Annotated in this window: 14 protein-coding genes; 4 read left to right on the top strand and 10 right to left on the bottom strand. The window is 59.9% G+C overall.

What is annotated here, in order from left to right:
- Positions 1–12 precede the first annotated feature (12 nt).
- From bamA to ACK4FZ_RS00805, 10 genes are all read right to left on the bottom strand, one after another.
- Positions 13–2,298: an outer membrane protein assembly factor BamA gene (gene bamA, locus ACK4FZ_RS00850; protein ID WP_409817866.1), complete on the bottom strand. Its 2,286-nt coding sequence runs from the start codon at positions 2,296–2,298 to the stop codon at positions 13–15.
- 13 nt (positions 2,299–2,311) lie between these two features.
- Positions 2,312–3,649 (bottom strand): RIP metalloprotease RseP, encoded by a 1,338-nt coding sequence (rseP, locus tag ACK4FZ_RS00845; RefSeq protein WP_409817865.1) that lies wholly within the window; start codon positions 3,647–3,649, stop codon positions 2,312–2,314.
- Entirely contained in the window at positions 3,646–4,824 is a 1,179-nt protein-coding gene (ispC, locus tag ACK4FZ_RS00840; RefSeq protein WP_409817864.1) for a 1-deoxy-D-xylulose-5-phosphate reductoisomerase, read from the bottom strand. The genes rseP and ispC overlap by 4 nt, the downstream gene beginning before the upstream one ends.
- Before the next feature lie 7 nt (positions 4,825–4,831).
- Positions 4,832–5,635, bottom strand: a complete 804-nt coding sequence (locus tag ACK4FZ_RS00835) for a phosphatidate cytidylyltransferase (RefSeq protein WP_409817863.1) — start codon at positions 5,633–5,635, stop codon at positions 4,832–4,834.
- A 3-nt stretch (positions 5,636–5,638) separates the two neighbouring features.
- Positions 5,639–6,388: a polyprenyl diphosphate synthase gene (gene uppS / locus ACK4FZ_RS00830; protein WP_409817862.1), complete on the bottom strand. Its 750-nt coding sequence runs from the start codon at positions 6,386–6,388 to the stop codon at positions 5,639–5,641.
- A gap of 10 nt (positions 6,389–6,398) precedes the next feature.
- Positions 6,399–6,956 carry a ribosome recycling factor gene (frr, locus tag ACK4FZ_RS00825; protein WP_409817861.1) on the bottom strand — a complete coding sequence of 186 codons (558 nt, stop codon included), beginning with the start codon at positions 6,954–6,956 and terminating at the stop codon, positions 6,399–6,401.
- A gap of 77 nt (positions 6,957–7,033) precedes the next feature.
- The gene (pyrH, locus tag ACK4FZ_RS00820; RefSeq protein WP_144372148.1) at positions 7,034–7,753 is read right to left on the bottom strand and encodes a UMP kinase; all 720 of its coding nucleotides are present in this window, start codon (positions 7,751–7,753) and stop codon (positions 7,034–7,036) included.
- Between the two features lie 94 nt (positions 7,754–7,847).
- On the bottom strand, positions 7,848–8,714 hold the full coding sequence (gene tsf / locus ACK4FZ_RS00815; RefSeq protein WP_144372147.1) for a translation elongation factor Ts: 867 nt from the start codon (positions 8,712–8,714) through the stop codon (positions 7,848–7,850).
- A 77-nt stretch (positions 8,715–8,791) separates the two neighbouring features.
- Positions 8,792–9,520: a 30S ribosomal protein S2 gene (gene rpsB, locus ACK4FZ_RS00810; RefSeq protein WP_144372146.1), complete on the bottom strand. Its 729-nt coding sequence runs from the start codon at positions 9,518–9,520 to the stop codon at positions 8,792–8,794.
- 147 nt (positions 9,521–9,667) lie between these two features.
- Positions 9,668–9,844, bottom strand: a complete 177-nt coding sequence (locus ACK4FZ_RS00805) for a hypothetical protein (protein ID WP_170252378.1) — start codon at positions 9,842–9,844, stop codon at positions 9,668–9,670.
- Between the two features lie 74 nt (positions 9,845–9,918).
- On the opposite strand from ACK4FZ_RS00805, the gene ACK4FZ_RS00800 reads away from it, so the two are divergent.
- From ACK4FZ_RS00800 to ACK4FZ_RS00785, 4 genes are all read left to right on the top strand, one after another.
- Positions 9,919–10,950, top strand: a complete 1,032-nt coding sequence (locus ACK4FZ_RS00800; RefSeq protein ID WP_409817860.1) for an NAD(P)H-dependent flavin oxidoreductase — start codon at positions 9,919–9,921, stop codon at positions 10,948–10,950.
- Positions 10,951–11,047: 97 nt separating this feature from the next.
- Complete coding sequence (locus ACK4FZ_RS00795) at positions 11,048–11,680, top strand: hypothetical protein (protein ID WP_409817859.1); 633 nt, start codon at positions 11,048–11,050, stop codon at positions 11,678–11,680.
- A 61-nt stretch (positions 11,681–11,741) separates the two neighbouring features.
- Complete coding sequence (gene nudC / locus ACK4FZ_RS00790) at positions 11,742–12,530, top strand: NAD(+) diphosphatase (protein WP_409817858.1); 789 nt, start codon at positions 11,742–11,744, stop codon at positions 12,528–12,530.
- A 343-nt stretch (positions 12,531–12,873) separates the two neighbouring features.
- On the top strand, positions 12,874–14,502 hold the full coding sequence (locus tag ACK4FZ_RS00785) for a methyl-accepting chemotaxis protein (protein WP_409817857.1): 1,629 nt from the start codon (positions 12,874–12,876) through the stop codon (positions 14,500–14,502).
- Positions 14,503–14,645: the final 143 nt, after the last annotated feature.

The following is a 14,645-nucleotide window of genomic DNA, read 5'->3' as shown; positions in this document are numbered from 1 at the left end:
GGGCAGTAATCCTTAGAACACTTGACCGATGGTGAACTGGAAGCGTTGCAGCTGGTCGCCCGATTTCTTCTTCAGCGGCACACCATAGCTGAACTTCAGCGGGCCGATAGGTGACACCCAAGTCAGCGCGGCACCCGCAGAGTAGCGCAGGCCGGACGACGCAGATACCGAGGTGTCTTTCGGGTCCCACAGCGTACCGGCATCGAAGAACAGGCTGGTGCGCAGGCTGCGGTTATCACGCATACCCGGGAACGGGAACAGCAGCTCGGCCGAGGCGGTAACCTTACGGGTACCACCCAGCGCGTCACCATTGGTATCAAGCGGGCCCAGGCTGCCGTTTTCATAGCCACGCACGGAACCCAGACCACCCAGGTAGTAGTTCTGGAAGAACGGTACGCGCTTGGTCGCCCCGTAACCGTTGACAAAGCCTACATCTCCACTCACGGCCAACGTGTAGGTTTTGCTCAACGGCCAGAACCATTGCTGGCTATGCGACATACGGTAGTACTGGATATCACCGCCTGGCAGGCCGGCATCTACCGACACACCCATGGTGTAACCGGTAGTAGGCCACACGGCGCTGTCACGGGTATCGCGTGACCAGCCGGCCGACGACAGCAGCGTCACGTTGGACTTGCCGTACTGGTTGACGAAGTCCTTGTAGCGCTGCGGGCTGTCGTCGTACAAGGTGATGGCGGTATTTTCGGCACCAAAACTGTAATTGATACGGTCGTACTCGGTAATGGGCACCCCGAAGCGTACTGCACCGCCGTAGGTATTGGTTTTGTACTTGTTGGTATCGGTAGCCGACGGGTTGTACACGCGACGGTAGACGTCATAGCCGACGCTGACACCGTCCACGGTGTAGTACGGGTCGGTAAACGACACCGTCGCTACCTTGCTGGTCTTGCCGTTGGAGAAGCTGACAGACAGCGACTTGCCGGAACCCAATACGTTAGCTTGGGAGACCGACGCGCTAAGCTGCAGGCCATCGCCCTGGGCGTAACCGATACCGGCATTGATGGAACCGGTAGCACGCTCCTTGACGGTAACGTTCATATCCACCTGGTCGGGCGTATCGCCAACCGGCGGCGTATCGATGCTGACGGTTTCAAAGTAGCCCAGCAGCTCCAGGCGTTCCTTGCTGCGCTTTACCGCTGCACCATTGTACTGGGCGCTTTCCAGCTGACGCAGTTCGCGGCGAATCACCTCATCTCGGGTGCGGGTATTGCCGGCAATATTGACACGGCGCACGGTTGTCAGGCGACCCGGATCGACGAAGAAGGTCAAGCTGACGGTTTGTTTGTCTTTGTCGATTTCGGGTACCGGGTTGACACTGACAAAAGCGTAGCCCTCTGCTTCCAGACGCTCCGTCAGCGCGGTCACCGAATTATTGATGATCTCGCGGTTGAACAAGGCGCCGGGCTTGACGGTAATCAGTGGTTTGAGCTCGGCCTCCGGCACGCGCAGGTCGCCTGCCAGGCGGACGTCGGCAATCTTGTACTGCCGGCCCTCGCTGAGGTTGAGGGTGAGGTACATGTCCTGTTTGTCGGCACTGATTGCTACCTGGGTGGATTCGATATTGAACTCGGCATAGCCCTGGTTCAGATAGAAAGCACGGATTTTTTCCAGGTCGGCTGACAGCTGCTGCTTGGAGTAACGGTCGGAGCGCGACAACCAGGTCATGAAACCACTGGGGGTCAGCGACATCTCTTCCAGCAAGGTGTCTTCTTTGAAAGCGCGGTTGCCCACAATACGGATGTCGCTGATCTTGGCGGTGATGCCCTCTACGATATCCAGCGTCACCGCCACGCGGTTACGTTCAAGACGTGTAATCTGGGTTTGGATTTCTGCCGAGTATTTGCCCTTGCTGAAATACTGGCGTTTCAGTTCCTGTACCGCCTGGTCAAGCAAGCCCTGGTCGAAGATGCGGGATTCTGCCAGCCCGTTATCCTTCATGGCCTTGATCAGCTGCTCTTTCGGAAACTCCTTGCTGCCATTGATCTGCAATTGGGCAATGACCGGGCGTTCGCTTACCGACAGCACCAGCACGTCACCATCGGATTCCACACGCACGTCGTTGAAGAAACCGGTACCGTACAGCGCCTTGATGATTTCCGGCGTGCGTTGCGCGTCGAAGGTGTCGCCCACTTTCAATGGCAGATAATTGAAGACGGTACCCGGTTCGGTACGCTGCAGGCCCTCAACGCGAATGTCTTTGATGACGAATGTGTCTGCGGCCCAAGCCGGAGACAGAAAGGCGGCGGCAACGGCCGCAGCAAGTAAGCGTTTGTTCATGTTTGTTATGATCCTAGCCGGCCAGCAACCGGGCGAAGTCATTGAACAGGGCCAGCGTCATGACCATCAAAATGAAAGCCATCCCCAGACGCTGACCGACTTCGTATACGCGATCGGAGAGCGGTCGCCCTCTAATCCATTCCGCCACATGATACAGCAAGTGCCCGCCGTCCAGCATGGGCACTGGCAGCAGATTGAATACCCCCAGGCTGACACTGATCAGCGCCATGAATTCCAGCAACGCTACCAGACCAACACTGGCGCTCTTCCCGGCATACTCGGCGATGGTCAGCGGGCCACTCAGCGCTTCCAACGATACGCCACCCGTGATCATGGCGCCCAAGGTACTCAGCGTATGCCAGCTCAGGTCGACAGTACGCCCAAGCGCTGCCAGCATGGCCTCACCTGGCGCCACCTGTACACTTAGCGTCAGGCTGTCCATCCAGGTCTTGTCCAGCGCCGGGGCTGCACCGATGCGGCCAACGCTGCCGCCATCCTGCTCGACCACGTCGGGACGCACTTGCAGCTGCAGCGGCTTGCCGTCACGCAGCACGGTAACGCTGAACTGCTGACCGGGGTGATTGTGTACCCATTGCACCCACGCCTCCCAGCTGGCCAGCGGCTGGCCGTTTGCCGTCAGGAGCTTGTCCCCCGCTTTCAAGCCGGCACGGGCCGCCGCGCCCTCGGGCACTACGGCTGCTATTTGCGGCAGGTAACGTGCCGGCATCAGCCCCAGCTTGGCCAGCGTATTCTGATCCAGTTGTTGCAGGCCAAAAGCCGGCAGATCGAAACGTGCCGTCAGCAGCTGGCTATCACGTTGCAACGCCAGCTCCAGACGGCTGTCGTTGGCGATGGCCATGCCCATGGCTTCGCGCAACGCACCCCAGTCTTGTACCGCCTCGCCGTTAACGGCCATCACGCGGTCGCCCGGCTTCACGCCAGCGGCGGCAGCGGCGGTTTGCGCGGCCACGGTACCGACCAGTGGCTGAAGGCGGGTTTGCTCACCGCTCATGGTGACAGAAAACAGCACCACCGCCAGCAGCAGATTGGCCACCGGCCCGGCTAGCACGATGATCATGCGCTGCCATACCGGGCGCTGATTGAAAGCGCGCTGGCGGTCCTGCGGCGCTACCGGCGCCTCGCGCTCGTCCAGCATGCGCACGAAGCCACCCAGCGGAATCCACGCCAGTCGCCACTCGGTATCACCGAAGGTACGCGCCCACAGCGGCTTGCCAAACCCGATAGAGAACGTGAGCACCTTCACACCACACAGTCTGGCGGCCAAAAAATGCCCGAACTCGTGAAAGGTGACCAGTACGCCTATTACAAGCAGGAAAGACAATAAGGTCATGCTGCCACCCACTCACCCACCAGCGCACGCGTGGCAGCATCCTTGGCCAGCAGGCTGTCGAGATCATCGCTTAGCGACAGATCCATGCGGGACAGCGCCCGCTCGATCAGCTGCGGAATCTGAAGGAAGCGGATTCGGCCAGCGAGAAAGCTGGCAACCGCTACTTCGTTGGCCGCATTCAGCACCGCAGAGGCGTCGCCACCGGTGCGCAGGCTATCAAATGCCAGTCGCAGGCACGGGAAGCGCTGCAGGTCGGGCGCTTCGAAGGTCAGGCTGCCCAGCGTCAGGAAATCCAGCGCCTGCACCGGCGCGGCAATGCGCTGCGGCCAGGCCATGGCGTAGGCAATCGGCGTGCGCATGTCAGGCGAGCCCAGCTGCGCCATGATGGAGCCGTCGTGGTAGCGCACCATGGAGTGGATAACACTTTGCGGGTGCACTACCACCTTGATTTGCTCGGCCGGCGTATTGAACAGCCAGCGCGCCTCGATCACCTCTAGCCCCTTGTTCATCAGACTGGCGGAATCCACCGAAATCTTGCGCCCCATTACCCAGTTGGGGTGTTTGCAGGCGTCATCTGCCGTGACATGCTGCAATTGCTCAAGGCTATGATGCCGGAATGGGCCGCCCGATGCCGTCAGAATCAGCTCCACTACTCCGGCGGCCGTCAGATCACCATCGAAACCTGCCGGCAGCGACTGGAACAGCGCATTGTGCTCGCTATCCACCGGCAGCAAGGAGGCACCGCACTCGCGCACGGTGCGCATGAACAGGTCGCCAGCAACGACCAGGGATTCCTTATTGGCCAACAGAATGCGCTTGCCGGCCGCAGCTGCGGCCAGGGTTGGCCGCAAACCAGCGGCACCCACAATAGCTGCCATCACCATATCGACTTCGGGCGCACATGCGACTTCGGTCAACGCTGCCTCTCCGCACAATACTTCGGTACGGCTGCCAGCTGCGGCCAACTGGCGGCGCAAGCTGGCTGCTGCCGAGGCATCCACCAGCACTGCGTAGCGCGGCTGGTATTGCAGACACTGCTGCAACAGTTTGTCGGCCTGACTATGCGCTGCCAGGGCAAAAACACGGTAGCGCTGCGGATGCATGGCAACGACGTCCAGCGTGTTGCTGCCAATGCTGCCAGTGGCGCCCAGTACGGTAATCAGTTGAATAGTCATGCGCAACTCAAGCAAACAACAAACGCAGCGCGTGCGACACCGCCAACACTGCGATCAAGCTGTCGATACGGTCATAAACGCCGCCATGGCCAGGCAGCAGGCTGCTGCTGTCCTTGATGCCCGCACTACGCTTGAACCAGGATTCCAGCAAGTCGCCCACTACGCTGACAGCGGTCAGGCCCAGCGCCAGCGGCAATAGCAACAGCAAGGGCAGCGAAATATTGAGCCAACCCAGATCGTTGACCAGCCACACATAGCCAGCTACGCCGATCACGGCCCCCACCACGCCCTCCCAGCTCTTGCCGGGGCTGATTGAGGGGGCCAACTTGTGCTTGCCAAAGGTCTTGCCGGCAAAATAGGCAGCCACATCAGCTACCCACACCATGCCCATCACCGCCAGCAGTTGCTTGCCGCTGACGGCAGAGTTGTCCGGATGCCAAGCCAGAAAAGCAAACCAGGCCGGGAACATCAGCAACCAGCCCAATAACATGGCCGGCACGCCTCGCGGAATGGGCCAACGCTTGCGCAGCCACAGCGGTGCCAACACCAACCAGACCAGCAGCGATACCGACATCATCACGCTATCGGGCACGAAGCCGGAGAACCAGGCCACCGCGGCTAGCAAGCTGCTACCTGCCAGATAGGTCAGCATGATGCCGCCACTCAAGCCCGCCATGCGGGCAAACTCCCACAGCGCGAGGACAATGATCAACCAGGAAAAGCCTGCCCAGGCGGTGGGCGGAAAGAAAAACAGCGCCGCCAGCATCAGGGGAAGCAGGACTAGCGCTGTGATGATACGCGTCTTGAGCATGAATCAGCCTCGACGTTGGGCTTCGGGCAGCTGCTCGCTGGTACGGCCGAAACGGCGCTCGCGGGCAGCGTAGGAGTCCAGCGCAGCCGACAAGGCTTCACGACCGAAATCCGGCCACAACAGGTCGGTAAAGTACAGTTCGCTATAGGCCAGCTGCCACAGCAAGAAATTGCTGATGCGCTGCTCGCCGCCGGTGCGGATAAACAAGTCGGGTTCCGGCGCATACGCAGTAGACAAGTTGGCCGCAATGTCGGCCTCCGTCATCTGCGTGACACCCTTTGCCAGCAAGCCATTCACCGCCTGCAGCACGTCCCAGCGACCGCCATAGTCGGCAGCGATAGTCAACGTCAGCGCGGTATTGGCAGCAGTCAACGCTTCGGCAGCGTCGATACGATCACAAATGGCTTGCGAAAGGCGCTCGCGCGAACCGATCACCTTCAGGCGGATATTGTTGCGATGCAAGCGCTCCACCTCACGCTCCAGCGCCACGAAGAACAGCTCCATCAGAAAACTGACTTCTTCTTCAGGGCGGCGCCAGTTCTCGGTAGAGAAGGCAAACAGGGTCAGGAACTCCACCCCCAACTCGGAGCAGGCCTTGACGGTGTCACGCACGGCGTCCAGGCCGCGCTTATGGCCGGCTACGCGTGGCAGGAAGCGCTGCTTGGCCCAGCGCCCGTTGCCATCCATGATGATGGCAATGTGCCGAGGCACACTGCGCGCCTCGGGCACATCTTGAGTAGAACTTGCAAACAAGGGAGGCCCCTTATACAGCCATCAGTTCGGCTTCTTTTGCGGCCAACGCCTTGTCGATCTCGGCGATGTACTTGTCGGTCAGCTTCTGGATGTCATCCTGGCCGCGGCGCTCTTCGTCCTCGGTGATGGCTTTGTCCTTCAGCAGGTTTTTGAAATCGTTGTTGGCGTCGCGACGTACGTTGCGCACGGCAACGCGGGCGCCTTCGGCCTCGGCGCGTACCACTTTGATCAGATCGCGGCGACGCTCTTCGGTCAGCGCCGGCATCGGCACGCGAATCAGCTCGCCCATCGACGACGGGTTCAGGCCCAGATCGCTGTCGCGGATGGCTTTCTCGATCTTGGAAACCATGTTCTTTTCCCAGGCTTGTACACCCAGGGTGCGTGCATCGATATTGGTGACGTTAGCTACCTGGTTTACCGGCACGTCGCTGCCGTAGTACTCAACCATAACGTGGTCCAGCAGGCCGGGGTGGGCACGACCGGTGCGCACCTTGCCCAGGTCGGTCTTGAAGGTCTCGAGCGATTTTTGCATCTTGTGCTCGGCCGACTTCTTCACGTCATTGATCATGATTACTCCCGTGTCTTTCTGAAAAACAAGGCGGAAAGCGGCGTACAGCCGTTTCCGCCTATGAGGATTCGTTAAAATCAGCAGTGTACCAGCGTGCCTTCGTCTTCGCCAAGCACCACGCGGGTCAATGCACCTTGCTTGAAGATACTGAATACCTTGATGTTCAGGTGCTGGTCGCGGCACAGTGCGAAGGCGGTAGCATCCATCACCTTCAGGTTGCGCGAGATCGCCTCGTCGAAAGTCAGCGTCTGGTAGCGTACGGCGTCCGGGTTTTTCTTCGGATCGTCGGTGTACACACCGTCAACCTTGGTAGCCTTCAGCATGATGTCCACGTTCATTTCCATACCGCGCAGTGCAGCGGCGGTGTCTGTGGTAAAGAACGGGTTGCCGGTGCCAGCGGCAAAAATCACCACTTTGCCTTCTTCCAGGTACTGCATGGCCTTGCCGCGCACGTAGGGCTCGGCAATCTGCTGCATGGTCAGCGCGGATTGCACACGGGCAATCAGGCCGGCTTTGGTCATGGCGTCTTTCAGTGCCAGCGCGTTCATCACGGTGGCCATCATGCCCATGTAGTCGGCAGTGGCACGATCCATGCCGGCAGCGGCCGGGGCCACGCCGCGGAAAATGTTACCGCCACCAATCACGATGCCGACTTGCACGCCCAGATCCACCACTTCCTTGATCTGGGAAACGATCTGCTCGATCGTATTGCGGTTAATCCCGTAGCTGTCATCACCCATCAGGGCTTCACCGGAAAGCTTCAGCAGAATGCGTTTATAGGCGGGGGATTGGCTCATGATTACCTCTGGCATGCGGTTTTGAATTCTTCAGTTTGCGAAACGGCACCCTGCGGTGCAGGGTGCCGTTGTATCGATCAGCTTAAGCTAGCGATCAGAGCTGGGCAGCAGCAGCGACTTCAGCAGCGTAGTCGACCACTTTCTTCTCGATGCCCTCGCCTACTACAAACATAGCAAAAGCTTTTACGGAAGCGCCTTTTTCGGCCAGCAGTTTTTCTACGGTCACGTCCGGGTTTTTCACGAACGGCTGACCCAGCAGGGTCACTTCAGCCAGGAACTTGTTGATGCGACCTTCAACCATTTTGGCAACGATGTCGGCCGGCTTGCCGGATTCAGCAGCCTGAGCGGTGTAGATCTTGCGCTCTTGTTCCAGCACGTCGGCAGAAACTTGGTCTTTGGAAACACAGATCGGCTTGGAAGCAGCAACGTGCATGGCCACGTCTTTGCCCACTTGCTCTTCACCTTTGAAATCGACGATCACGCCGATTTTGGCACCGTGCAGGTAGGTAGCGATGGCGCCGTCGGTTTCGTAGCGTACGAAACGACGGATGGTCATGTTCTCGCCCAGTTTGGCGATGGCAGCCTTGCGGATCTCTTCCACGGCTTCGCCATCCACTACAACAGCAGCCAGCGCTTCAACGTCGGCCGGGTTGGCTTCAACCACGGCTTTGGCAGCGGCGGTAGCCAGTGCGATGAAGGTCGGGTCTTTGGCGACGAAGTCGGTTTCGCAGTTCACTTCGACCAGGGCGCCAACGCCACCAGCTACGAAGGAACCGATGATGCCTTCGGCAGCCACGCGGCCAGCCATTTTGGAGGCTTTGGCACCGGACTTGATGCGCAGGATTTCTTCAGCTTTGGCCAGGTCGCCTTCAGCTTCTACCAGTGCTTTTTTGCACTCCATCATGCCCAGACCGGTCGCAGCGCGCAGGTCGGATACCATTTTTGCGGTGATTTCCGCCATGGTGAACTCCTTGAATTAAATCGTGATACGTTGAAACTGAGGTCTAAAAAAAGGGGCTTTCGCCCCTTTTCTTCTGCTTACTCGGCAGCAGCCGGCTCAGCAGCGATGATTTCCTGGATTGCCTGAGCGCGGCCTTCCAGAACAGCATCGGCGATACCGCGAGCGTACAGGCGGATAGCGCGGCTGGAGTCATCGTTACCCGGGATAACGTAGTCAATGCCATCCGGCGAGTTGTTGGTATCAACTACGCCGATTACCGGAATACCCAGTTTCTTGGCTTCAACAACGGCACCTTTCTGGTAGCCGGTATCGATAACGAAGATCGCATCCGGCAGACCTTTCATATCCTTGATACCGCCCAGCGAACGCTCCAGTTTTTCAACGTCGCGTTGCAGGTCCAGCAGTTCTTTCTTGTTGAAACCGGACTGGTCGCCAGCTTCGAGCTGAGCACGCTTGTCTTCAAGACGCTTGATGGACTGCTTAACGGTCTTGTAGTTGGTCAGCATGCCGCCCAGCCAGCGGTGATCCACGAACGGCACGCCTGCACGGGCGGCTTCTTCGCGGACGATCTCACGCGCTTGACGCTTGGTGCCCACAAACAGAACGGTACCCTTGTTGGCAGTCAGACGACGCACATATTCCTGGGCTTCCACGAACAGCGGCAGCGTTTTTTCCAGGTTGATGATGTGAATCTTGTTGCGGCTGCCAAAGATGTACTGAGCCATCTTCGGGTTCCAGAAGCGGGTTTGGTGGCCGAAGTGTACGCCGGCCTCAAGCATTTGACGCATGGTCACGTTGGTGGACATTCTGAATCTCCAAAAGGGTTATGCCTCCATCCGTACAGACAACCCGCAAACGGGCACCCTTTGGTACGGATGTGCGTGATATCCCCCAGACATTGAGGGAACTCGCAATTGTAACACTATAAAAAGGCGCAACTCAAGACAGTCGAATCAGATATCGCCATCCGGGTTTTGGCGCCGCAAGTGGCGCCGGCGCACGATCCACAGGATCAGCCACGTTGGCAACACCCCCAGAAAAAACACGATGATGCCAGTCCGCACCAGGCTATCTTGCGCTACCGCCAGCATCAGTACGACATACAACCAGCCAATCAGAATCAGATACATATCAAACATCCGTTTGAAAAATGGCAAAGATTCTGACAAGAATACATCACTACAACCTATACAGAGCTAACACCATGCAAACCCGCTTCACCGACACCTTCGGCGTTCAGCTGCCGCTGGTCTGCCCTGGCATGAGCTACATCGCCGTACCGGAGCTGGTGGCCGCCACCAGCAATGCAGGCGGCTTGGGCATCCTCGCTACCGGCCCATTGAATGCCGAACAAACCCGCACCGCCATTCGCCGCATTCGCGAACTGACCGACAAGCCGTTCGGCATTGGCTGCACCCTGATGATGCCGGGTGCCAAAGAGAATGCCGAAGTCGCGTTACAGGAAAAAGTACCGGTGATCAATTTCTCGTTGGGCAAGGGCGACTGGATCGTCAAGCGCGCCCGCGAGTATGGCGGCAAGGTGATCGCCACCGTGGTGACCGAAAAGCACGCCATCTCGGCAGAAAAAGCCGGCGTGGACGCCTTGCTGGTAACCGGCCACGAAGCGGCAGCCCACGGCGGCGAGGTAACGTCGCTGGTGCTGATTCCGGCCATCCGCAAGGTATCGTCGCTACCCATCATCGCCGCCGGCGGCTTCGGCACCGGCAGCGGCCTGATTGCCGCCCTGGCGCTGGGCGCCGACGCCATCGCCATGGGCAGCCGCCTGGCCATGACCCGCGAAAGCCCGGTGCACCAGCGCACCAAAGACATGATCCGCGAACGTAACGTGAGCGATACCATTTATTCCAAAAACTTTGATGGCCTGTGGTGCCGGGTGATGGATACCGCCACCGCCCGCAAAGCCACCCGCAAACCACTGGGCCTGCTGACCGCTGGCTGGCGCGCCATGGGCGTCAGCCGCAAGCTGGGCATGCCAGTGGGCAAGGTGGTTATCGGCGGCATGCTCACTCAGCCGCAATCGCTGCGACAGCTCGCCCAGTTCGGCGCCGCCACCGAATCGATCCGTCTGGCCATCGAAGAAGGCAACCACGACAAAGGGGTGCAGCTAATCGGCCAGGTACAGGGCTTGATCGACGACGTGCCCACTGTTGCCGAGCTGTTCAGCCGCCTGCAGCAAGAGGCCCGCGAGTGCCGCGATCGCCTGCCGCAGTGGTAAGCACGAGGCTTGTCTTTTCAATAAACGATAATTATTATCAATATTGAAAAGCGCAATGCGTGCCGCTCCGGTGCACCTTGCTGCGCCGGAGCCCGCCATGCTAGATCTCGATTACGACACCACGTTACCCAGCTGCCAACAACACACCTGCCGCGCCGACTGCCGGGCACTGCGCTTGCGCGCCAACCGGCTCACCACCTTCAGCGGCCTGGCTGCCGCATCAAGCCTGCACGATGCCCTGCTGCAGCAAGGCGGTACCCTGTGCCAAGCCGCGCGCGCCACATTCGCCCAGCAACAAGCCATTCCGTCGACAGACAAACGGTCGCTGCAGCACTATCTGTTGCAGCAGCGCAGCGGGCGGCGCTGGTTCTTCCGTCCACAAGCCATCGATCACGAAGCCGTGGCACTGACACTGGATGGCCTGTCGCTCACCGCACTGGCACATACTCCGCTAGCCCGACTAGACGCCACGCAGCGCCAGCTGGCCAGCCTGGCTGGCGCACTGGTGCAGACCGCGCCACTGGTATTACTGGACCTGCGCCACGCCGATCTCGACAGCACACTGCGCCGCCGCATCCTGCGCCACCTTGCCCAACGCGCGATATACGGCCGCACCATCCTGTGTGCGCTGGTCGAGGCCGGCGATAGCGAAGGCTTGTCGCACTGGCACATCACCCTGCAGGCACAGCCCCAACCGACCACCACCATCATGAGTCAACAGGCGGCATGACACTTGGGCACCCGAGCCGGAGCACGTAGAATGGCTAGCCCGCACCCGCCAGCCAAGCGCCATGACCATCCTGCACCTGCCACCGCATCCCCACCCCGCCCTGCCAACCCTGTGGTGCCTGTTCAACGGCGAACAGCTGTATCTGCAAGACGACGCCCTGCCCGGCGCACCGGGCCAGGCGCATACTGCCGTGCGTTACATCGGCCACAACGATGCGGCCAACCTGTACAGCGCCGAACTGATCGGCCCGCCGCCGGCAAACTGGCAAGCCGTCAGCTTGCGCCACGCCATTTATACGCTGCCGGCCGACATGAGCGCGCTGTTGGCACGCGCCGCCCAACTGCATCGCTTTGCCCGCAGCCACCGTTTCTGCGGCGTCTGCGCCAGCCCGCTGCAGCCCAACCGCCACGACTTGGGCCGTCAATGCCCATCGTGCGGGGAGCTGTACTATCCACGCCTGTCGCCGGCCATGATGGTGTTGATTACCCGCGGGCGCGAACTGCTGCTGGCACGCAGCCCGCATTTCGCCCCCGGCATGTACAGCGCACTGGCCGGCTTTGTAGAAGCCGGCGAGTCGCTGGAAGCCTGCGTCCACCGCGAGGCATTCGAGGAAGTGGGCGTACGCATCCACAACCTGCGTTACGCCATGTCGCAATCCTGGCCCTTTCCGCATTCGCTGATGCTGGCGTTCGTCGCCGACTATCTGGACGGCGACATCACACCGCAAGCCGGCGAAATCGAACATGCGGCCTGGTTCGACATCGATCAGCTGCCCGGGCTGCCTGCCGCCCGCTCGATTGCCCATCATCTGATTCACCAGCACATCCGCCAGCTGCGCCAAACCAACTAAGCTGCCGCCTCATGACAACGGCTATTGCCCGCCAGCTGGCTGCTGGTGGGCAAGCTACGGCAACCGACGCGCGCCTAATACCACCCGGCTTGGCAGCCAGCAGGCGGCCAAGCCGCCAACACACGCCCCCTGCCGCTACCTATCCGTGACAACCCGCTGGCCGGCCGCAACATGCCATTTCCAGCGCGATTCAATCGCTTTTATGTCAGTTGCACACCCATATTTTCACTCTGTTCTTTAAAAACATGACTTATCGATTTAATATCAAATACACAAAAACAGAGGCAGCAGCACAACAACTGCCTTCACCCAATCGAAGCACGTCTGCAAGGAAAATAACATCATGGGGAAAATGACACTGGCTCGACGCTTGGGCTTGGGTTTTGGCGCAGTCATCCTGCTGCTGGTACTGGGTTCTGCATTCACGCTGTACCGGCTTACCGTCATCCAGACCCGCGTATCCGAACTGGTAGAACACCGCATACCCGTCATCCAGTATTCGCGCACCCTTAGCGGCGCCCTGCTGGCCTCCACCAACGCCGCCCGCACCATCCTGCTGGAAAGCGACGACAAGCTGGTGGAAGAAAAAATGGCCATTCTGAAAAAGTCGGTGGTCACCGCCAATCAGCAATTCAAGCTGATGCAGGAAATTTCCTCCGACCCGGAGGAAGTGGTACTGGTAGAAAAAATCGGCAAGTCGCTGACGGAATTCAACCGCCTCACCGACAAGCTTATCCCTATGATTACCAAGCAAAAATGGGACGCCTCCATCATCGTCAGCGAGAAGATGGAGCCACAGGAAGGCCTGCTCGGCATGCAGCTGGACAAGCTGATCGCCCACCATACCAAGGTCATGGAAGAGCAAAAATCGTCCACCACCAGCACCTTGCGTGACACCATGGTGGCGGCCATCATTGCCATTATCGCCAGCGTAGCCGCCAGTATCGTCGTGGCACTCCTTATTGCCCGCGCCCTTACCCGCCAACTGGGCGGCGAGCCGGACTACGCCGCCACCGTGATGAAAGAAATCGCACACGGCAACCTGGGCATCCAGGTCAACCTGGCCAAGGGCGACAACTCGTCGCTGCTGTACAACCTGTCGCGCATGACCCACGAGCTGAACGACGCCCTGCGTACCGTGGAACGCAGCGTGCAGGAAAGCAGCAACGCATCGCAAGAACTGCGCGACACCATGCAGCGCCTGATGAGCCGCAGCGAAGAACAAAACCGCGCCGCTGACGAAATGGCAACAGTTATCCAACAAATGGCCGTCGGCGTACGCGAGTTGCACCAAAGTGCAGGTAGCGCCGAATTGGCGGCCCGCAACGCCAGTGGTGACGCCCGTGACGGCGTGGAAGTGATCAAGGGCGCCGTGAAGGAAATGGACGCCATCAGCACCCTGATCCAGAGCACCGCCGGCAGCATCAACGAACTGGGCCGCCAGTCGCAAACCATCGACAACATCGTTTCCGTCATCCGTGACGTGGCCGACCAGACCAACCTGCTGGCACTGAATGCCGCCATCGAAGCTGCTCGCGCTGGCGAACAAGGCCGTGGCTTTGCTGTGGTGGCCGACGAGGTACGCAAGCTGGCCGAGCGCACTACCAAGGCCACCGGTGAAATCGCCCAGATGATTGGTGCCATCCGCCTCAGCTCGCAACAAGCCGTGGAAGCGATGAACCAGTCGGTTGAGCGCGCCCATACCAGCGCCACCCAAGGCCAGCGCGCCGGCGAGTCGATCGTGGCCATCCAGAGCGGCACCGAAAATGTGGGCCAGAGCGTACTGAACATCGCCAGCGCCCTGTCCGAGCAAGCCCGCTCCGGCGAGCAGGTTTCGCGCGAGGTAGAACGCATCACCAGCATTGCCCACCGCAACCGCGAAGCCGCCGACGAAGCCGCCCGCGCCGCCGCACGCATGAGCGAACTGACAGAAGAAATCCGCCAGAGCTTCAGCCGCTTCCGCACCAACTAAGGTTGGCCGCAGCCCTGGCATCAGGCCAGACGCACAACAGCCCCGCCTGGATAATCAGCGGGGCTGTTGCTTTATCCGCGGCACACTGCGATGACGATACTCACGAGCCTGCTGCAGTCCGGCGCAACGCGAATCACGGCCGC

The sequence above is a fragment of the Vogesella sp. genome (genome assembly GCF_046297735.1).
GTDB lineage: Bacteria > Pseudomonadota > Gammaproteobacteria > Burkholderiales > Chromobacteriaceae > Vogesella > Vogesella urethralis.
Note: the sequence above shows the minus strand (reverse complement) of the source record. Positions and strands in the feature narration are given on the sequence as shown.

What these genes read in the sequence shown, in the direction of transcription:
- ispC (WP_409817864.1), bottom strand. Translation starts at nt 4,824, where the DNA reads ATGACTATTCAACTGATTACCGTACTGGGCGCCACTGGCAGCATTGGC.
- ACK4FZ_RS00805 (WP_170252378.1), bottom strand. Translation starts at nt 9,844, where the DNA reads ATGTATCTGATTCTGATTGGCTGGTTGTATGTCGTACTGATGCTGGCG.
- ACK4FZ_RS00835 (WP_409817863.1), bottom strand. Translation starts at nt 5,635, where the DNA reads ATGCTCAAGACGCGTATCATCACAGCGCTAGTCCTGCTTCCCCTGATG.
- ACK4FZ_RS00795 (WP_409817859.1), top strand. Translation starts at nt 11,048, where the DNA reads ATGCTAGATCTCGATTACGACACCACGTTACCCAGCTGCCAACAACAC.
- rseP (WP_409817865.1), bottom strand. Translation starts at nt 3,649, where the DNA reads ATGACCTTATTGTCTTTCCTGCTTGTAATAGGCGTACTGGTCACCTTT.
- ACK4FZ_RS00785 (WP_409817857.1), top strand. Translation starts at nt 12,874, where the DNA reads ATGGGGAAAATGACACTGGCTCGACGCTTGGGCTTGGGTTTTGGCGCA.
- pyrH (WP_144372148.1), bottom strand. Translation starts at nt 7,753, where the DNA reads ATGAGCCAATCCCCCGCCTATAAACGCATTCTGCTGAAGCTTTCCGGT.
- rpsB (WP_144372146.1), bottom strand. Translation starts at nt 9,520, where the DNA reads ATGTCCACCAACGTGACCATGCGTCAAATGCTTGAGGCCGGCGTACAC.
- nudC (WP_409817858.1), top strand. Translation starts at nt 11,742, where the DNA reads ATGACCATCCTGCACCTGCCACCGCATCCCCACCCCGCCCTGCCAACC.
- bamA (WP_409817866.1), bottom strand. Translation starts at nt 2,298, where the DNA reads ATGAACAAACGCTTACTTGCTGCGGCCGTTGCCGCCGCCTTTCTGTCT.
- tsf (WP_144372147.1), bottom strand. Translation starts at nt 8,714, where the DNA reads ATGGCGGAAATCACCGCAAAAATGGTATCCGACCTGCGCGCTGCGACC.
- frr (WP_409817861.1), bottom strand. Translation starts at nt 6,956, where the DNA reads ATGATCAATGACGTGAAGAAGTCGGCCGAGCACAAGATGCAAAAATCG.
- ACK4FZ_RS00800 (WP_409817860.1), top strand. Translation starts at nt 9,919, where the DNA reads ATGCAAACCCGCTTCACCGACACCTTCGGCGTTCAGCTGCCGCTGGTC.